The organism is Streptomyces sp. NPDC052016, assembly GCF_044548445.1.
Classification (GTDB): Bacteria; Actinomycetota; Actinomycetes; order Streptomycetales; family Streptomycetaceae; genus Streptomyces.
In genome coordinates this window covers 203,813-222,879 of the sequence record NZ_JBIUBX010000008.1, presented here as the reverse complement: position 1 = coordinate 222,879, position 19,067 = coordinate 203,813, and the positions used below count along the sequence as shown (strand labels likewise).

Sequence of the window (19,067 nt, the reverse complement as noted above, 5' to 3'; positions counted from 1 at the left end):
CCAACAGCCCACCCGCCCACCGACGTCCCCGGGAGACCATGGTGATCCCGGCTCGGCCGTTACCCGCCACCAGGACGGGACTCACTCGGGCAATCGCCTGGACCATGGGCCTCCTGCTGGCGTTCGCCATCGTTCCCGCCGTGGTGCAGCCCACGGCGGCCAGGGCGGACAACCCCATCGTTCAGCACGTCTACACCGCCGACCCGGCCCCGCTGGTCCACAACGGACGGGTCTACCTCTACACCGGGCACGACGAGGACGGTTCCACCTACTTCACCATGAAGGAATGGAGGGTGTGGTCCTCCGCCGACATGGTCAACTGGACCGACCACGGCTCATCGCTCAGCCTGGCCACCTTCAGTTGGGCGTCCGCCGACGCGTGGGCGGGGCAGGCCGTGCAGCGCAACGGCCGGTTCTACTGGTACGTACCCGTGAAGAACCGGGCGACCGGCCGGATGGCCATCGGCGTGGCGGTGTCGGACAGTCCCACCGGCCCGTTCCAGGACGCTCTCGGCCGTCCGCTGGTGGAGAACGGCGAGATCGACCCGAGCGTCTTCATCGACGACGACGGCCAGGCCTACCTGTACTGGGGCAACCCGAATCTGTGGTACGTCAGGCTGAACGCCGACATGACCTCCTACGCGGGCAGCCCCACCAGGATCCCGCTCACCACCGCGGGGTTCGGCACCCGCACCGGCGACCCCAACCGTCCCACCCTGTACGAGGAGGGACCTTGGGTTTACAAACGGAACGGCCTGTACTACATGGTGTTCGCGGCCAAGTGCTGCTCGGAGTTCATCGCCTACTCCACGGCGCCCGGCCCGACGGGGCCCTGGACCTACCGCGGGACGGTCATGCCCACCCAGGGCAGCAGCTTCACCAACCACCCCGGGATCGTGGATTTCAAGGGCAATTCATACTTCTTCTACCACAACGGTGCGCTTCCGGGCGGTGGTGGCTTCACCCGTTCGGTCGCGGTGGAGAGGTTCTCCTACAACGCCGACGGCACGATCCCGACCATCACCATGACGAACACCGGCGCACCCCAGGTCGGCACACTCAATCCGTACGTACGCCAGGAGGCCGAGACGATCGCCTGGGGTTCCGGGATAGAGACCGAATCGGCCGGCGAAGGCGGAATGAACGTCGGCTGGATCGACAACGGCGACTACATCAAGGTCAAGGGCGTGGCGTTCGGGGCGGGTGCGTCCTCGTTCACCGCGCGCGTCGCCTCGGGCAGCGGCGGCGGCACCGTCGAACTGCGCCTGGGCTCGCCGAGCGGGACGGTCGTGGGCCGGTGCGGCGTGCCGAACACCGGGGGCTGGCAGGCCTGGAGGACCATGTCCTGCCCGGTCAGCGGCGCAGCAGGAACCCAGGACCTCTATCTGCGGTTCACCGGCGGCAGCGGCTATCTGCTCAACATGAACTGGTGGCAGTTCACCGCAGGCGCCACCAGCACCCATCTGCCCAGCTCGGCCCGGACCCCGTAGCCGCTCCTGGCAAGGTTCCACTTGTGGCACGCCGTGGTCGCGGTGCTGCTCGTGCTGGCCACGGGAGGCACGGCACTCGCCGCCGGCCACGGCAAGAAGGCCCCGCTCACCGCCTCCGGCACGGCCGCCCCGACCGCGGGATGCGGGAAGACCCCCACCCTGACCAGCGGTACCGCACCATCCAGAGCAGCGGAAAGAACCGGACCTTCATCCTGAAGATCCCGGACGGCTACGACCGCAACCGCCCCTACCGGCTGATCTTCGGGTTCCACTGGTGGGGCGGCACCTCCACCGACGTCGCCACGGGCCGCACGGTGGGAACGGGCACCTGGGCCACTTCGTCGACGACATGATCCGGCGGATCGAGGCGGACCTGTGCGTCGACACGTCTCAGCGCTTCGCTCTGGGGTTCAGCTACGGCGCCGCCATGTCGTACGCCCTCGCGTGCGCCCGCGCGACGACCTTCCCCGCGGTCGCGGTGCAGAGCGGCGGCCAGCGCAGCGGATGCAGCGGCGGCAACCAGCCCATCGCTTACCTCGGAGTGCACGGACTCAGGGACAGCGTCGTCGGCATCTCCGGCGGACGGGCGATGCGGGACAGGTTCGTCAATGAACAACGGCTGTACCCCCCCAGAACCCGCCCGAGCCCGCACAGGGCAGCCTGACCACCGGGCGGTGACAGCGGCAGGAGCTGGCTGCCGGGAGTGGTGTGGAAGTTCTTCACAGAGTTCCAGACCTCCGACCCGTCACCGGGGCCGGCCACCTGCCGGGTCACCGACACCGTCAGCGCGTGGAACAACGGTCTGACCTCCACCTCACCATCACCAATACCGGCACCACCGCGATCAACGGCTGGTCCCTGGTCTTCACCCTGTCCGTCGGCCAGACCATCACCTCCGGCTGGAATGCGGACTACTCCACGCCTCCGGCCAGGTGACGGCCAGGAACGTCTCCCACAACGCGACCATCGCACCGGGAGCCTCCGTGGGCATCGGCTTCCAGGCCGCCCGCACCGGCAACACCACCGCACCCAACTCCTTCACCTTCAACGGCACCGCCTGCGCAGTCACGGGGACTTGACCGAAGTGAGCAGGCGGAGGCCAAAGGTGCGGGGGACGGCTGTCATGGCGCCGGGGGGCACGCATGCGTCCGGCTGCAGCCGGGGGCGATGCTCGCGTTGTGCGTCAGGCCGCTCGCCGTGACGGGTCCGGAGGACGAGGAGAGGTCGGCACTGCTTACGGTCCTCGGCCGTCCAGCCCCGAAAGGGCAGCCGCACGTACGTCACTCGGGCTCGCGCCCAGTTCACGGCGGCAGGCCTTGTTGAAGGCCTGGAGGTCGGCGATCCCCACGGCCGCGGCGATGGCGGTGATGGACAGGGTGGAGGACAACAGGAGATGGCGGGCGCGTTGCAGGCGTCGGTGCCGGATGTACGACACCACCGTGAGGCCGGTTTCGGCACGGAACACGCGCGTCAGGTGTGTGTGGGAGATGCCGACGGCGCGAGCGACGTCCGGTACGGACAACGGGCCGGCCAGGTGTTCCTCGACGTAGGCCTGGGCGACTGCCACGAAGGGGTGGCGGCGCCCGGCTCCCTCGCCCCTCGGCAACTCGGCGATGCGCCACAGAGCGGTCCAGACCTCGGCCGTGGCTCGCGGGGGAGAAGTCGGCATGGCCGCCACAGCGCGTCGGAGCAAATCGGCCAGACGTGTGCTCTCGGCCGCGGCGTCCTGCATCACCGGCACCACCCGCGCGGTTCCGCTGTCGTGCAGCCGCAGATGGACGTAGAAATGCTCCGACCTGCCCCGGTAGTGAAAGTGCACCTCCGTGTTCGGCGGCACCAGGCTGACGTGGCCGGGGCGTATGGGGTGGACCGACTGCCCGAGGGACAGAGCGCCCTCGTAGTTGTAGAGGTGCAGCTGCCACAGGTCGGGCAGCCGGAAGACGTCGTGGGCGGTGGAGACACCGTGGAGCCCTATGCCGGCAGCGACCACGGTGGGCGCCTCGTCGAGCCGCAGTGTTGCGTCTTTCACGAGGACGGAAAATTACCAGCACTGGACGATTTCAGCCCACGACCGATCCGGACAGGGCACGTACGTTCGTCGCATGTCAACCAGCAAGCAACTCCTGGCATCGGTTCAGGTGGCGCGCTTCGTCGCACAGGGATTCCTGCGCCTGGACGGGGTGGTGCCGCAGGAGATCAACGAACGGGCCATCGTGGCCTTGACCGAGGGCCTGCCGGAAGTGCCCTACGGCACTCCGCTGGGCGGGGCGTTCGCGCAGGACACCTTCGTCCACGAACTGCTCGCCCTGCCGGTCGTCGCAGGCGCTGTCGAGAGCCTGGTCGGCCCCGAGCCGACCGTCGACCACCACGCGGTTCATGTGCGCGAGCCGCACGAGGGACAGGCGCAGCCGCTCCACGGAGACGCGATCATCGACGTGCGGCCGGACGCGTTCGACATCCAGCTCATGTACTACCCGCACGAGGTGACCGCCGAGATGGGCGGCACCCTCAGTGTGCCCGGCAGCCATCTGCGCAGGATCAACGAGACGGACGTCGGCCGCGTCCAGAACCTCAGAGGACAGACCCGTCTGACCTGCCCGGCGGGCACGATCGTCATCGTGCACCACGGGATCTGGCACAGCGGACGCCGCAACGACACCGCGAGCCGCCGCTACATGTACAAACTCCGCCTCAACCCGACCGTGCCGCAGGTGCGTCTGTGGGACGTCTCCGACCTGCACGACCCTGCGGTGACCGCGGAACTCAACACGTACTTCCCCTGGTACGAGTGGGCTACGGGCCGACTGGAGATCTACAACCGGGTCCTGCTGTGGCGGGCCCTGACCGGTGACGACTCGTTCGATGTCGACTACTGGGTTACGCGCGTCAGCAACCGGCCGGCCTTGAGGAGTCACGCATGAGGCAGCAGGTTCTCGTCCTCTATCTCGCGACATCGGCGCTGGACTCGGACGTCGTCGGCTGGTCCCGGTACGACGGGACCGGCCGGACCCGTCCGACGACCGGTGACAGCGACGAACCGCCCTATCCCACCGGGCTTGCCGCGCTGCACGACGGGTGGCGCCTGTTCCAAGCCTCCCAACTGCTGCCGTCACAGTCCGGTCACGAGTACGACGTCTCCTTCCTCAAACACGAATTCTTCTTCGAGAAGGTGGAGGACGGCTCTCGTCCTTGACCCGGCGGAACTCATGCCCGGCTGCGCAGACACCCTGTCAAGCGCTTCGAAAGTGCACCTCCGCCGATCACCCGCCGACCTTCATGCTGGGCGGCCCGAGGAGCGAAGTAGCGCAGCAGCGTTACGTTCGAAGCGCTTCGACAATATGGTGTGCGCCGGGAGCATCGCGTCCGGAGCGCCCAGAGTGGTCGCTCTTCCCGGGTGCGGCGGCGGAGCCGTGCCGGTCGACGGATCGGATCTCGACGCGGCCGGGCCCTGCCTCGGGGGCGCCCCAGGGGGAGCGAGCCGACGCACTCAGTGAAGGAGGCACCGATGAAGGGCATGTATACGACATCCAGGGTTCCGTGGCGGAGATGCGGGAGGCGTACGGGGGTGCTCACCGTGGTGACCGCCCTGATGGTGGCGCTGCTGACCGGGGTGGGCGCCGCTGGGACGGCACACGCGGCCACCGTGGACACGAGCGCGTGGTACGTGCTGGTCAACCGTGGCAGCGGCAAGGTGCTGGATGTGTCCGGCGCGAGCACCGCTGACGGGGCGAGCATGTCGCAGCGGACCCGTCACGACGGGGCCAACCAGCGCTTTCAGTTCGTGGATTCGGGCGGGGGCTACTACCGGCTGAAGGCGCAGCACTCCGGCAAGGTGCTGGACGTCTCCGGCTACTCCACCGCCGACCGCGCCGACATCGTGCAGTGGAGCGACGCCAACAGCGTCAACCAGCAGTTCAAGCTGGCCGATTCGTCGGACGGTTACGTCCGGCTGATCAACCACAACAGTGGCAAGGCCGTCGAGGTGGAGAACGCATCCACCGCGGACGGCGCCAAGGTCGTGCAGTTCACCGACTGGGGCGGGGCCAACCAGCAGTGGCAACTGGTCCGCGCGAGGGGAGTACTGGCACAGGCGCACACCGCGGGGCGGGTCAAGGACGCCGGGAACACGGTGCAGTACAGCTGGCCCGGCGTGTACTTCGAGGGCCGCGTCAGCGGCACCGGGGTGGGCATCGTGCTCAACGACTCGGCCGCCGACTACGACGTCCAGATCGACGGATCCACCGTTGCCACGCTCGTCACGCCCGGCAACACCACGCACTGGAGCAACGGCCTGTCCAACAGCACGCACACCGTCCGGCTCGTCAAGCGCAACGACACCCCAGGGGACACCAGCACCGTCGGAGGCTTCGTCGCCGCGCCCGGCGGTGCCGTACTGAGCAAACCGGCGGCCCGCAACCGCCAGATCGAGTTCATAGGCGACTCCCTCACGGTGGGCTACGGCAACCTGTCGACCTCTCGCACCTGCACCTGGGACCAGGTCAAGCGGACCACCAACGCCGACGTGAGCTACGGCGCCCTCACCGCCCGACGACTGAATGCCGACTACCAGATCAACGGCTACTCGGGCCTCGGCATGGTGCGCAACTACAACGGAGGCTCGCCGGACGTCACCTACCGGACCTTCTACGACCGTGCCCTGCTGAACGTGTCCGGCGACGTCTGGCAGAACCCGGGCACCTGGCGCCCCCAGGTCGTGGTGGTCAACCTCGGCACCAACGACTTCTCGACCGCCATCAACCCCGGTGAACCGTGGACGTCCGACAGCCTCGCGGCCGGCTACCGCACCGCCTACGGCGACTTCATCCAGAAGCTGCGTACGCGCTACGGGTCCGGCACGACCATCGTGGCTGTCGGCGCCGGCCAGTACGCCGGCCATGTCCAGCAGGTGGTCAAGGCGCGCAACGACGCCGGCGACAGCCGCGTCCGCTACTGGTTCCTCGACGACTCGGGCCTGGACTTCCTCGGCTGTGACTGGCACTACTCGGCCCGCGACGACCGACTCATCGCCGACCGGCTCACCTCGTTCCTCGCCGGCCTGCCGACCGGCTGGTGACGGCACCGACCGACCCCGAGCATCACTGATCCGACCAGGGGACGACGTATCGGCCCTGGACGACAGTCGGCCGAACTGTTCGCAGACTGTGGTGTCCGCCTGGGCCGGGGGCGTGGCGGCGAAGAGCGCCGTGTTCGCCGCCAACGACATGCAGGCGCTCGGTGTCTCCCAGGCCCCCGCGCGAGCTCGGATCGCGCGGCCGCCACCGAACTGGCTCCGGCGCTCAGCCGCGGCGAGGAAGTGCCGCAGGTGGGACTGGAGATCGCGACCAGCCTCACCGTCCGGGAGAGCACGGCTCCGCCGAAGAGGAGTGAGGGAGTCTGTGAACACGTGTGCCCTGGTCGCCGGGGAGGTGGCAACCAGGGCGAGGGGCCGGTCGGTCAGGAGGCGGGTGTCACGCGAGTGCCGGTGACCGCGTCTCCGGACTTCTTGACGTGGTACATGATCTTTTCGCCGCTGTAGAAGTGGAAGGTCAGTGTCACCAGTTCGCCGTCGCGCAGCGCGTCCAGGAACTCGGGGGTCAGGATGATCGTGTCGTTCGGGTAGTCCGGCTTGAAGGCCTTGTTGAACTCCTGGTACGGAGTCCACTCGGTCTGACCTGCGTTGCTGCCGTCGCCGTATCTGGCCTCCATGGTGGCCAGCACGTCACCCTGGTACCGGGTGGGGAGGGTGAACGCGTCGGTCTTGCCCGTGGCGTCGGACAGCACCGGCTCGTCGTAGGTGACCACCTCGATCTGCCAGGACAGTCCGCGGGAGAACCGGGCCTGGAGCGTGGCGTTCACCCCGTACTCGCGGTCGCCCGTCAGCCGGGTCAGCGCGTCGGCCGTGAGGACGAGCCGCGTCTTGTCCCAGAGGGTGTAGTCGCGTCCCTCGACGAGCTTGGTCCTGCCGTGCCACAGGCCCCGGAACTTGGTCCCGTTCAGATGCAGGGTGAGCCCCTTGGCCGTGATCGGCTCCGACTTCGGCACGAAGACCTTGTCGAAGGAGGCCGTTCCGGAACGGGCGGTCCAGCTGGACTTGATCCAGGCGATCAGGGCCGGGTCCGTCCACTTCAAGGTCTCGCGGTTCAGGTAGGCCCAAGTGCCCGGGTCCCACAGCGCGGTGGTGACTCCGGCGAGGCGTGCCGCGTGTCCGAATTGCTCGTAGTACTTCAGTGCCTCGCCCCGCTCGACACGCGAGGGATGGTTGTGGTCGGGCCAGCCGAGCAGGCCGTACTCACCGAGGTAGACGGGAATGTTCCTGGCGACGAAGGTGTCGCGCATGCGGGCGAAGGCGTCGTTGAGGTCGTTCTGGGCGACCTCGTCGTAGTGGGTACCGCCCGCGATGTTGATGCTGAACGGGTACCAGCTGTAGTAGTGCACGGTGGCGATCAGATGCCGGTCGTTCAGCGACTTGATCGTGGCGTACAGGTCGTCCATGAAGGTCTGGGAGGGCGTGCACCCGTCCGTGGGCAGCATGAGCAGGCGGTCGGTGTTTCCGCCGCCCGAGGAGCGGACGATCTTGTGGAAGGACGTGTTCAGCTCGTGCAGGAGCTTGGCCTTCTGCTCGGCCGTGGCGTTCTCGAACTGCGGCTCGTTGACGCTCTCGAAGATCAGGGTGCGCGGCTCGTCGCGGAACGTCTGGGAGATCTGGGTCCAGGTCGAGTTGAAGCGGGCCAGCACTCCGTCGTGGTCGGCGGGCATCTTCTTGATCCACTGCCACGAGTCGTGATGCACGTTGAGCACGACGTACAGGCCCTCGTCGAGCGCCCAGTCGACGACCTCCTCGACGCGGCTCATGAACGCGGCGTCGACCGTGTAGGGGGCAGTGGCGGACTGGTGGTCGGTCCAGGTCACCGGGATGCGGACGCTGCGGAAACCTTCCCGGCGGATGGTGGTGAACAGGTCCCGGGTGACCTTCGGGTTGCCCCAGTTCGTCTCGTCCGGAATGGCGTCCAGGGTGTTGCCCAGGTTCCAGCTGGGCTGCATCGCGGCGACGGCGTCCATAGCGCGGGTCGGAACTCTGATGGCGGACCGTGCCTGCTCCACCTCATCGTCGGCCGCGGCGGTCGAGGTGCCGCCGGCCAGTCCCAGCATGACGGCGAGCACCAGGAGCAGGCAGGTTAGGCGGCCGGGGCCGCGGCTGCGGTGGTGCGCGGGTTGCCGTATGTCGTGCATGTGTTGTCCCTTCGGTCGGTCGTGCCGTTCCGTTGGTCATGCAGTTCGGTCGGTCGTGCTGTTCCGTTGGTCGTGCCCTTCGGTCGGTCGTGCCGTTCGGTCGGTTCAGCCCCCGAGGGGCTCGTAGTCGAACCAGTCGAAGTGGACGGTGCCTTCGGCGGCGTACACGCCGATGACGCGGCCGGTGAAGCCGCCGGCGACCTCGGTCGACAGGTAGCGGCCGTCGAGGGCCGCGAGTTCGGTGAACGTGCCGTCGGGTTGTTCGATGCCGAGGAGGACGGTGTCGGGTCCGGTGCACGGTCCGTGCGGAGGCGGTGGGTCCGTGATGGTGACGGCGAGGACCAGTGGCCCGGCGGGTACGGAGTGTTCGGCCACGACCGTGCGCAAGGAGCCGACGCGCGCGATAACCCGTACGTCCGTCCCGGACGCCTCGATCGCGTAGTGGTGCCGTTCGTCCAGCCGGACGGCGAGGCCGCCGCGCCCCCGCTCCGGGTCGACCAGGGTGCGTGCCCGGCAGGTGAGGTGCTGCTGGCGGCGGCCGGTGAACACCACGTCGGGTTCGTCCAGGGAGCCGCCCCGCGCTCGGAGCGTCAGCCACCCGGGGCGCTCCTTGGTGGTGCAGATCTCGGCGGGGCGGTCCCGCACGGAGATCCAGGACGGTTGCAGTTCGGTGAGCTCGAAGTCGTCCCGCTGCTCCTGGACGGGTACGGGGAAGAGGGGCCAGGGGAGCGCGGACGGGTCCGGGGCCACCTCGCCGACGACCGGCCAGCCGTCCTCCCAGGTCACGGGAGCCAGGAAGGTCTCCCGGCCGAGCACATGCCACCCGGGCGTGCCGCCGCGCGGTCGTACGCCGAGGAAGACCATCCACCACGAGCCGTCGGGGCCCTGGACCAGGTCCGCGTGGCCGGTGTTCTGCACGGGGTGGTCGGTGCCGCGATGGGTGAGGATCGGGTTGGCCGGGCACGGCTCGAACGGGCCGGTCGGCGTACGGCCGCGGGCGATCGACACGCCGTGGCCGCGTTCGGTGCCGCCCTCGGCGATGAGCAGGTACCAGTAGTCGCCGATCCGGTACAGGTGCGGCGCCTCCGGGGCCTTGGCGCCGGGCCCGCCGGACCAGAGCCTGTGCGGTGTCCCGTACGTCTGTCCGGTGGACGGGTCGATACGGACCTGCGCGACCCCGGCGACGGTGCACCAGCAGGTGCCGTCCTCGTCCCAGGCCAGGTCGGGATCGATACCGGGCACGCCCGGTGCGGGGATCGGATCCGACCACGGTCCGGCGGGGTCGGTCGCCGTGACGATCAGGTTGCCGCCGCCCTCGCTGCAGTTGGTGACGATCAGCCAGAAACGGCCGTCCTGATGGCGCAGGGTGGGGGCGTAGATGCCGCCCGAGGACGGCATGGAGGCCGGCAGACGCAACTGCTCCGGCCGGTCCAGCACGTTGCCGATCTGCCGCCAGTGCACCAGGTCACGGCTGTGGAAGAGGGGTACGCCGGGGAAGTACTCGAAGCTGGAGCAGGCGAGGTAGTAGTCGTCGCCGACCCGGCAGATGCTCGGGTCGGGATGGAAGCCGGGGAGCACGGGGCTGGTGGCGCGGGCGGTCTGGTTCTGAGCGGGCACCCTTGGTCGTCCTTTCGTCGGGTGGGCAGCAGGGACGGCGCTCAGGGAGCGTCCGGCTCCGTGCGGGTGATGCGGAGTAGCGCCGCGGAGGGCGCGGTGGGCAGGGTCACGGTGAGGTCGGTGGTGTCCCGGTTCCAGACGGCATCGGCCTGACGTGCGGCCGGGTACAGCACCTCGACGCGGGTTGCGCCGCCCGCCCCTTCAGGCAGCCGGAGGGTGGTGGTGGCCTCGGCGCCCGGGCGGCGCCAGACGGTGAGGTACGTGGTGGCGGGGGTGTGCAGGGCCAGGGCGATCCAGGGGTCGTCCCAGGCGGGAAGGCCAAGTGGCCAGGAAGGCACGGCCCGGGGCAGGTCCGCGCGGATGGCCTTGTACACGGCGACCGCCTCGTGGACCAGGGCGCGGGCCTCGGGCCCCAGTTCCGGCAGGCGGCCGGAGAGGTGGATGCGGCCGAGGAGGGCGTTCGCCATGGTGAAGGCGACCTCGTCGAGGGAGTCCTCCGGCTGTGGGTAGGCCCAGACGGCGCCCTGCTCGGGGGTGACGGCGGTGGGCGCGGAGGCCGCCATGGGCGCGTAGAGGTGGAGGTTCTGCTGGTCGCTGGTGGACTGCAACTGCAGCCGCGACAGCAGGGCGTGGTCCCAGCGCATGCCGCCGGAGGCGCAGTTCTCCACCACCAGGTGCGGGTACCGGTCGAGGACGCCGTCGAGCCAGTCCAGCTGCGCCCGGTTGTGGCCGAGAAGGCCGGCGCCCGGGGTCTCGCCAAGGTGGGCGCTGGTGCCGGAGCCGGGGTCGATGTTGTGGTCGAGCTTGAGGTAGCCGACGCCCCACTCGCCGACCAGGCGGTCCACAACCTGGTCCAGGTGGGCGCGGGCGGCAGGGTGGCGCAGGTCCAGGTGGTGCCGGCCGGCCTCCGTGACGCGGACGCCGTCGCGGCGGAAGAACGCCTCGTCGGGCAGGGACGCGGCCATGGGGCTGTGGACGCCGATGACTTCCGGCTCCAGCCACAGGCCGGGCACCATGCCGCGTTCGCGGATGCGGTCCAGCACCTCGTGGATCCCCTTCTCGCCGGGGAAACGTGAGGCGGATGGTTCCCAGGCGCCGACGCTGGTCCACCAGCCGTCACTGTCGTCGTACCAGCCCGCGTCGATGACGAAGTACTCGGCGCCGGCCTCGGCCGCCGCGTCGATCAGCGGCAGCAGCTTGTCGGTGGTGGGGTCTCCCATCAGGCAGTTCATGTAGTCGTTGAAGATGACGGGCAGGCCCCGGTGGTCGGGATGCGGGCGGCGGTGGGCGCGGCGGTAGCGGGTCAGCGAGGCGAACGCGGCGTCGGGGCCGCCGTGGGCGCTGAAGGACAGGGCCACGGGTACGGTGCGGAAGGCGGCGCCGGGCTCCAGGGGGTGGCGCCAGCCGTGGTGGGTGTCGGTGGGGCCGAACAGTGCCGCGTAGGCAGAGTTGTCGTGCTCTTGGCACTCCCAGCGCCAGCCCCCGCCGTTGTGCTCGATCTGCCACATCCAGGTGCGGCCGGTGCGCCGGTCCGTCAGGCCGCCCATGGGCAGGTGCCCGTTGCTGGACCAGGTGCCCTGTCCGGTCAGTTCGAAGCCGGCCTTGCCGTGCCCGTACTTCACGCGTCCGCTGGGGTCGGGTGTGGTCCGGCGCATCGGCTGTCGCTGCCAGCGGCATTCGGAGAGCCAGTCGTTGTCCGCCCACAGCAGGTCGGCGGCGTCGAGGGCCGCCGGGCCCTGCGGGGTGAGGCAGCCCACCGCGAGCGAGCTGACCGACTCCAGGTGCAGCGTGGTCTGCCCTTCGTTGCGCAGGGTCACTTCGCTGCGGAGCACGGGGATGCCGTCCGGCGACCGGTAGGTCACTTCCGCGACCAGTCCGGTGTCCGGGTCGTGGAGTTGGACGGTCAGGGTGTGCCAGTCGCCGTCGTGGGCCGCGTGGTGGGCCCGGTGGCGCAGCCGCTCGCCGAGCGCGGTCCCGATCAGGCGGCTGCCCGACCAGCCGCGGCCGTGCCCGGCGGCCGTCACCTCCACCAGTGGCAGGGACGCGCCGGGGTCGCTGTCCGCTTCGCCGGGCAGTCCGAGATGCGTCAGGCGGGCGCTGCCGTCGTCGCCGAGGAGGAAGTCGAGTTGCAGGGCGTCGTGACCCCAGCGGAAGTTCCGCTGTTCGTTGTCCATGGTGTCCTTTTCCAGGTCAGTGGCCGCGCAGGACCGCGCAGCCGCCGGGCGGCAGTTCGTGGGCTGTGGTGCCGGTAAGCAGGTCGTGGGCGGGGTCCGGCAGGGGCACGGTGTCCGTGGTGTGGTTGATGAGGACGTCCCAGCGGCGGCCGTCGGCGGCGCGCCGGGTGACGGCTTCGACACCGGCGGGCAGGCCGGGTACGTCCGGTTCGGCACCGGCTTCCTTCAGGAGCCGTCCGACGAGGGCGCCGTAGTCGGCGTCGTCCAGGCGGGTGGAGAGATACCAGCCCTGCCCGGCGGCGAAGCGGTGCCGGGTGAGCGCGGGGCTGTCCGTGAGCATGCCGTGGGTGTAGGCGGCGACGGTTTCCGCGCCTTCGGTGCGCAGGGACTCGCTCCAGACCGTGCCCTGCGATCCGTCCGAGAGGGTGATCCGCTCGTCCGTCCGCAGCGGCCGGTGCTCCTCGACGCGGATGCCCAGCGCCTCGCGCAGGGGTGCGGCCGGGTAGCCGCCGAGGCGGGCGTGCATGCGGTCGTCGACGTATCCGGTGGCGTGCTGGACGAGGAGCGTCCCGCCGTCGGCGACGTAACGGCGAAGGTTCTGCGCGCCTTTGTAGGACAACAGGAACAGGGACGGGGCGATGACGAGCCGGTAGCGGCTCAACTCGTGCTCGGGGTGGGCGAAGTCAACGGTGACGCCCGCGTCCCACAGCGCGCGGTGCGCCCCGGCGAGCGTCGCGTGGTAGTCGAGGCGGGAGGAGGGCAGCCCGTCCACCTCCAGCGCCCACATGGCGTCCGGGTCGTCGAGCACGGCCACGGACGCGGTGACCGTCGATCCCGCCAGCTCCCCGAGCGCGGCGACCGCCTCACCGGTCTGTATGACCTCGCGGAAAATACGGCTGTCGGGACCCGCGTGCGGGAGCATCGCCGAGTGCCAGGTCTCGGCGCCCGCCCGGGACTGCCGCCACTGGAAGAACAGGGCGCCCTCCGAACCGCGCGCGACGTGGCCGAGGCTGTGGCGCAGTACGTCACCCGGCTCCTTGCCGATCACCTGCGCGCCGTCGTGGACCGTGCTGGTGCCCTGCTCCATCAGCAGCCACGGGCGGCCGCCGGCCAGGGAGCGGGAGCGGTCGGCGTAGAAGGCCACATGTGCGGCGCCGTCGAGGCCGTTCGCGGACGGGTACTGGTCGGAGGTGACGACATCGAGTTCGCGGGCGAACGCCCACAGGTTCGGCCGCAGGTCGTAGGGCAGCATCAGGTTGGTCGTGACCGGCCGGTCGCTGTGTTCGCGGATCGCGTCGCGCTGCTCGCGGTAGGCGGCGATGATCTCGTCGCCCCAGAAGCGGTGGAAGTCCACTGTCTGGCCGGGGTTCTTGTGGTACTGCGTCGCGCGCGGCGGCAGGACCTGCTCCCAGGAGCTGTAGCGCTGGCTCCAGAAGGCTGTTCCCCAGGCCTCGTTGAGGGCGTCCAGCGAGCCGTGCCGGGCGCGCAGCCACACCCGGAACGCGGCGGCCGCGTGGTCACACCAGCAGAGCGTGCCGTACTCGTTGTGCACGTGCCACAGCGCGAGGGCAGGGTGGTCGCCGTACCGTTCGGCGAGCGCGGAGGCGATCCGGCGGGCGGCGCTGCGGTAGGCGGGCGAGGCGAGGCAGTAGGTGTCGCGGCTGCCGTGGACGAGCCGGGTGCCGTCGGCCCGGACCGCCAGCGCCTCGGGGTGGGCGAGGGTGAACCAGGGCGGCGGGGAGGCGGTCGGGGTGGCGAGGTCGACGGCCACGCCGTTGGCGTGCAGGCGTTCGATGTGGGCGTCGAGCCAGGAGAAGTCGTAGCGGCCCTGCTCGGGTTCGAGCAGGGCCCAGGAGAAGACTCCAAGGGTGGCCAGGTTGACCCCGGCCCGGCGCATGAGTTCGTCGTCCTCCTTCCAGACCCGCTCGTCCCACTGCTCGGGGTTGTAGTCCCCGCCGAAGGCGAGGCCGCCCAGGCGGTCGGTGATCCTGCGTGCCGTCATGACGGTTCCTCGGGTATGGAGAGTCGTTCCGTGCTCTGTCGGGGCGTCAGTAAGCCTGTGAGCAGGTCCTGTTCGTCCGTCGGCCGCTCACCGCGACGGGCGGCGGTCAGTCGGCCGATCACGTGGTCGACCGCTGCGCGAGATGTGGCGCGCTCGCGGAAGCCGGTGAGGGTGCGCTCGACGTATCCCGCGCGTCATGGTGGCGGCCCCTCCCGCAGCTGTCGAAGCGCTTCACCTCCATGGTGAAGTTAACGAACATCTTTCGTGCGAAACAAGGGGCAGGGTACGAGGAAAGTTTCTCCTCCCTGGTCCATTGACAGCCTGTTAGCGGTAGTGGCAGCGTCGATGCGCTTCGACAAACACTCTCAACCCGACATCCGCACCGCTTGCCGAGGGATCCGTTTCGTGGCTTCTCCGTCTCCTTCCTCTGCCGTCCGGCTGCCCTTCCGCGACCCCGCACTTCCGGTGAGCGAGCGCATCGACGACCTGCTGGACCGGCTCACCCTGGACGAGCGGCTCGCCATGCTCCACCAGTACGTCCCGGCCGTCCCACGCCTGGGCGTCGCCTCGTTCCGCACCGGAACAGAGGCGTTGCACGGAGTTGCCTGGCTGGGGGTGGCGACCGTCTTTCCCCAGGCCGTGGGGCTCGGGGCGTCATGGGACGAGGAACTGGTACGCGTCGTCGCCGAGGCGGTCTCGGCCGAGGTGCGCGCCTTCCACCGGCACCGGCCGACCTCGACCGGGTCCGGCACCAACAGCCTGCAGACCTGGGCGCCCGTGGTGAATCTGCTGCGCGATCCGAGGTGGGGGCGCAACGAGGAGGGTTATTCCGAGGACCCGCTGCACACCGCGCGCCTCGGAACCGCCTACTGCCGGGGCCTGGCCGGCGACCATCCGGAATACCTGCGCGCCGCGCCGGTGCTCAAGCACTTCCTCGCCTACAACAACGAGACCGATCGCTGCGTCACCTCGTCCGGACTGCGCCCGCGCGTGCTGCAGGAGTACGACCTGGCCGCCTTCCGGCCCATCGTCGCCTCCGGCGCGGCCACCGGTGCGATGGCCGCCTACAACCTGGTCAACGGCCGCCCCTGTCATGTCAGTCCCCTCATCGAGGATGAGCTGCGGCGTTGGGCGCGGCAGGCCGGCCACGAACTGTTCGTGGTCAGCGACGAGGAAGCACCCTGCAACCTGGTGGAACTGGAGCACTACTTCGAGGACCACCCCACCTCCCACGCCGCCGCGTTGAAAGCCGGCATCGACAGCTTCACCGACCACCGCCAGGACAGCGCGACCGTGATCGGCCGGCTGCGCGAGGCGTTGGAGCGCGGGCTGATCGAGGAGGACGACGTGAACCGGGCGGTGCGCCGCCAGCTGCAACTGCGCTTCCGCCTCGGTGAGTTCGACCCCGACCTCGACCCGTACGCCGGCATCGGCCCCGAGGTGATCGACAGCCCCGAGCACCGCGCCCTCGCCCTGCGCGCCGCGACCGAGTCGGTCGTACTGCTCAAGAACGACGCCCTGCTGCCCCTCGACCCGCAGCGCGCGCCCCGGATCGCCGTCATCGGTCCGCACGCCGACACCCTGCACGAGGACTGGTACAGCGGCACCCTGCCGTACCAGGTCGGCATCGCGTCCGGCCTGGAGGACGCGCTCGGAGGGAACGGCGAAGTCTCCCGCGTGTCGGGCGCCGACCGCATCAGGCTGCTCTCCCGCACCACGGGGGAGCCGTTGGTCGGGACCTCGTTCGACGTACAGGAATGGTGCGACGGCGTCCTCACCCTGCGCGACGCCGGTACGGGCCGCTACCTCGGCCTCGTCGAGGACGACGCCTCGCTCGCCGCGGACCGTACGCTGATCAAGACCTGGTTCGTCAACGAGACTTTCCGTCTGGAGCCCGCCCCGGACGACGAGGGCGACACCTTCCTGCTCCGCAATGTGCGCACCAGCCGCTACGCCGCCCTCGATCCCGCCGACGGCCGGGTGCGCGTCACCGCCGAGACCCCCGAGACGGCCGAGCGCTGGTATCGCGAACTGCTACACGACGGCGCGGCCGAGGCACGGGCAGCCGCCGAGGAAGCCGACGTCGCGATCGTCGTCCTCGGCAACCACCCCATGATCAACGGCCGCGAGACCGAGGACCGCACCGGAATCGCCCTGCCCGAGACCCAGGAAGCGCTGCTGCGCACGGTCGCCGCGGTCCGCCCGGAGACCGCACTCGTCGTCATGAGCAGTTACCCCTACGCCGTCGACTGGGCCGACGCCCATCTGCCGGCCGTGGTGTGGACCTCCCACGCAGGACAGGAGACGGGCCGAGCCCTGGCAGCCGTCCTGCTCGGCACGGCCGACCCCGCCGGCCGGCTGCCACAAACCTGGTACCGGGGTGACGACGCACTGCCGCACCCGCTCGACTACGACATCATCAAGGCGGGCTGGACCTACCAGTACCACCGGGCCGCGCCCCTCTACCCCTTCGGACACGGCCTGTCGTACACCGGCTTCGCCTACCGTGACCTGCGGCTGTCCGCGGCGGACATGGCTCAGGACGGGGCGGTGGACGTCTCGGTGACCTTGGCCGACACGGGCGCGCGGCCCGGCAGCGAGGTGGTCCAGCTCTACGTCCGAGCGGTCGACGCCCGCTACGAGGCACCCCGGCTCCGGCTCGCGGACTTCCGCAAAGTGCGGCTCGACCCGGGGGAGAGCCAGGAGGTGACCTTCCGTCTGCCCGCCGAACGACTGGCGCACTGGGACGTCACCACAGGCAACTTCACCGTCGACCCCGGCCGCTATGAGGTGCTCGTCGCCCGCTCGGCCGAGGACATCGTCCTCAGCGCACAGCTCACCGTGACCGGTGTCTCACCCACACCGCGCGCACTGGTGGGCCGGCACACCCTCGCCGTCGACTTCGACGACTACACCGACATCACCCTGGTCGACGCCACCCGCGCCAGGGGTGATGCCGTCGCCCCTGCGGATCCCGCTCACCCCGCTACCATGCTCTTCCGCTCCGTTGACCTGTCCGGTGCGTCCCACTTCGAGGCCGATGTCGCGCGCGCGGTGCCCGGCCAGGGCGAGGCACGACTGGAGATACGGGCTGGAGATCACCTCCTCACGGAGCTCGCCGTACCGGTCACCGGTGACCGCCACACCTGGACGACCGTGACCGCCGCGACGGCGGCATCGGGCGACGGCCACCACGACCTGTGGCTCACCCTGCACGGCGACTTCCGGCTGGCCTCCTTCCGTTTCACCGCGCACGCCCCGCGGAGCAAGGAGGCTGCCGAGTGAGCACCCCGCCCTTCCCGGCACTGCCCGACGGATTCCGTTTGGGCGCGGCCCGCACGCGGGTGCCACCGGTGACACGGGCGGAGGGCGTGGTCAGTGCCGGGCGAACTGGACCTCGGTCGGTTGCACGACGTTCGGCCGCAATGCGATCCCGGTGATGGTCAGTCGTTCTCCGTAGATGTCCGTGATTTTGATCGAGTTACCGCAACCGCTGCCGTCGGCGGAAAGGAAGTAGTTGTATTCGGTGCGGGGCAACTGCCGCCAGCCGTCGCCTGTCCTGACCTCCAGGCGCGCGACCGGGTTCCGGTGGCTGATCGCCTGGATGCCGCACCAATAGGGGCTGGACCCGGTTTTGTACCTGACGGAGATCGTGTCGGACGTGCTGGGGCTCAACAGCTGCCAGGTGATCGGGATCCGGCCGACCTTGAGGTCGGCGAGCTTGGCGAAGGCCTCTTGGCTGAGGTCGAGTTGCCCGGGTGCGCAGGGCAGGGGGCACTCGTTGGTGATCCGTACCGTGATCGACTTGCCGTTGGCCGCGCGGACGAGCACGTACGCGCCGCATGCCCTGGACGTCTCGTAGTCCGTGGTGTTCATGGCCGCGATCATGAGGTCGGGACTCGGGCCGAACAGGCAGGCGCCGTCTCCGTCCTCGGCCTCGTAGGCGGTGGCGACTCCGGTGTAGGTGGTGCCGGGTCGAATCCGCCCTGCCGACGCTGCCGTGGTCGACGCCGTTCGCGGGGACCGTGGGGTGCCTGTGGCCGACGGTCGTGCCGGCGCGGTGGTCGCAGTGGCCGTCGGACTCGGGCTGCCGGTCGCGGTCGGCGTCCCCGACGGGGTCGGGGTGCTCGTCTCGGGCGAGGTGGTGGCCTTCGCCTGCGTGGTGGCGACGGGCGTTGCGGCGGCAGGCCCTGCCTCTTCCTTCCGGTCGGGGAGCAACCCCATGACCAGGTAGGCGAGAACGCCCGCGGCCGTCACCGCCACCGTGGCGCCCAGCATGAGCCTGTTTCTGCGCCTGCGCTGCCGCGCGGCCTGCCTCGCTGTCTTCATTACCCGTCCGTTCGGAGAGATCGAGCCGATGGTGCACTGTTCAGTGACCGCACGAGGCGAAAAGGTTGCCGGCGATTTCTCACTGGGGCGAGGTCGCGTTCGGCGGGAAGGCGGATCCGACCTGTGGCGCAGGTACCACCTTCTCGTCTCGCCGGTACGGAAGTCGGCGACCCGCCCGTAGTTGTTGACCGTGGTCACCCCCGGCGTGTCGATGCGCAGTTCGTA

At 69.8% G+C, this 19,067-nt stretch carries 11 protein-coding genes and 1 pseudogene; 6 read left to right on the top strand and 6 right to left on the bottom strand.

What is annotated here, in order from left to right:
- Positions 1 to 104 precede the first annotated feature (104 nt).
- Positions 105 to 1,490, top strand: a complete 1,386-nt coding sequence (locus ACIHAR_RS12880; protein ID WP_400019108.1) for a glycoside hydrolase family 43 protein — start codon at positions 105 to 107, stop codon at positions 1,488 to 1,490.
- 42 nt (positions 1,491 to 1,532) lie between these two features.
- A pseudogene (locus ACIHAR_RS12875) lies at positions 1,533 to 2,569 on the top strand (cellulose binding domain-containing protein).
- 155 nt (positions 2,570 to 2,724) lie between these two features.
- On the opposite strand, the gene ACIHAR_RS12870 reads toward ACIHAR_RS12875, so the two are convergent.
- A complete protein-coding gene (locus tag ACIHAR_RS12870) occupies positions 2,725 to 3,519 on the bottom strand; it encodes a helix-turn-helix transcriptional regulator (RefSeq protein WP_365466866.1) in 795 nt (264 codons plus the stop codon).
- 73 nt (positions 3,520 to 3,592) lie between these two features.
- Here ACIHAR_RS12870 and ACIHAR_RS12865 point away from each other — a divergent pair, with 73 nt between their 5' ends.
- The 3 genes from ACIHAR_RS12865 to ACIHAR_RS12855 all read left to right on the top strand — a co-directional run bounded on the left by ACIHAR_RS12865 (position 3,593) and on the right by ACIHAR_RS12855 (position 6,564).
- Positions 3,593 to 4,411 (top strand): phytanoyl-CoA dioxygenase family protein, encoded by an 819-nt coding sequence (locus tag ACIHAR_RS12865; protein ID WP_365466868.1) that lies wholly within the window; start codon positions 3,593 to 3,595, stop codon positions 4,409 to 4,411.
- Positions 4,408 to 4,683 carry a hypothetical protein gene (locus ACIHAR_RS12860; RefSeq protein ID WP_365466870.1) on the top strand — a complete coding sequence of 92 codons (276 nt, stop codon included), beginning with the start codon at positions 4,408 to 4,410 and terminating at the stop codon, positions 4,681 to 4,683. Before ACIHAR_RS12865 ends, ACIHAR_RS12860 begins: the two co-directional genes overlap by 4 nt.
- A gap of 396 nt (positions 4,684 to 5,079) precedes the next feature.
- Positions 5,080 to 6,564, top strand: a complete 1,485-nt coding sequence (locus ACIHAR_RS12855; RefSeq protein WP_400019160.1) for an RICIN domain-containing protein — start codon at positions 5,080 to 5,082, stop codon at positions 6,562 to 6,564.
- Between the two features lie 380 nt (positions 6,565 to 6,944).
- Here the strand turns inward: ACIHAR_RS12855 and ACIHAR_RS12850 are convergent, their stop codons facing one another.
- The 4 genes from ACIHAR_RS12850 to ACIHAR_RS12835 all read right to left on the bottom strand — a co-directional run bounded on the left by ACIHAR_RS12850 (position 6,945) and on the right by ACIHAR_RS12835 (position 14,513).
- The gene (locus ACIHAR_RS12850) at positions 6,945 to 8,720 is read right to left on the bottom strand and encodes a cellulase family glycosylhydrolase (RefSeq protein ID WP_400019105.1); all 1,776 of its coding nucleotides are present in this window, start codon (positions 8,718 to 8,720) and stop codon (positions 6,945 to 6,947) included.
- 105 nt (positions 8,721 to 8,825) lie between these two features.
- Entirely contained in the window at positions 8,826 to 10,337 is a 1,512-nt protein-coding gene (locus tag ACIHAR_RS12845; RefSeq protein ID WP_400019103.1) for a glycoside hydrolase family 43 protein, read from the bottom strand.
- 41 nt (positions 10,338 to 10,378) lie between these two features.
- Complete coding sequence (locus ACIHAR_RS12840; RefSeq protein WP_400019101.1) at positions 10,379 to 12,511, bottom strand: alpha-galactosidase; 2,133 nt, start codon at positions 12,509 to 12,511, stop codon at positions 10,379 to 10,381.
- Between the two features lie 16 nt (positions 12,512 to 12,527).
- Positions 12,528 to 14,513, bottom strand: a complete 1,986-nt coding sequence (locus ACIHAR_RS12835) for a beta-galactosidase (RefSeq protein WP_400019099.1) — start codon at positions 14,511 to 14,513, stop codon at positions 12,528 to 12,530.
- 405 nt (positions 14,514 to 14,918) lie between these two features.
- Between ACIHAR_RS12835 and ACIHAR_RS12830 the strand changes: the two genes are divergently transcribed.
- Entirely contained in the window at positions 14,919 to 17,798 is a 2,880-nt protein-coding gene (locus tag ACIHAR_RS12830) for a glycoside hydrolase family 3 C-terminal domain-containing protein (protein WP_400019097.1), read from the top strand.
- Positions 17,799 to 17,888: 90 nt separating this feature from the next.
- Here the strand turns inward: ACIHAR_RS12830 and ACIHAR_RS12825 are convergent, their stop codons facing one another.
- On the bottom strand, positions 17,889 to 18,842 hold the full coding sequence (locus tag ACIHAR_RS12825; protein WP_400019095.1) for an expansin EXLX1 family cellulose-binding protein: 954 nt from the start codon (positions 18,840 to 18,842) through the stop codon (positions 17,889 to 17,891).
- Positions 18,843 to 19,067: the final 225 nt, after the last annotated feature.

Bases quoted from the DNA above. Each gene is read 5' to 3' on its own strand.
- ACIHAR_RS12840 (WP_400019101.1), bottom strand. From the start codon at position 12,511: ATGGACAACGAACAGCGGAACTTCCGCTGGGGTCACGACGCCCTGCAA.
- ACIHAR_RS12835 (WP_400019099.1), bottom strand. From the start codon at position 14,513: ATGACGGCACGCAGGATCACCGACCGCCTGGGCGGCCTCGCCTTCGGC.
- ACIHAR_RS12865 (WP_365466868.1), top strand. From the start codon at position 3,593: ATGTCAACCAGCAAGCAACTCCTGGCATCGGTTCAGGTGGCGCGCTTC.
- ACIHAR_RS12880 (WP_400019108.1), top strand. From the start codon at position 105: ATGGGCCTCCTGCTGGCGTTCGCCATCGTTCCCGCCGTGGTGCAGCCC.
- ACIHAR_RS12855 (WP_400019160.1), top strand. From the start codon at position 5,080: ATGGTGGCGCTGCTGACCGGGGTGGGCGCCGCTGGGACGGCACACGCG.
- ACIHAR_RS12825 (WP_400019095.1), bottom strand. From the start codon at position 18,842: ATGAAGACAGCGAGGCAGGCCGCGCGGCAGCGCAGGCGCAGAAACAGG.
- ACIHAR_RS12850 (WP_400019105.1), bottom strand. From the start codon at position 8,720: ATGCACGACATACGGCAACCCGCGCACCACCGCAGCCGCGGCCCCGGC.
- ACIHAR_RS12860 (WP_365466870.1), top strand. From the start codon at position 4,408: ATGAGGCAGCAGGTTCTCGTCCTCTATCTCGCGACATCGGCGCTGGAC.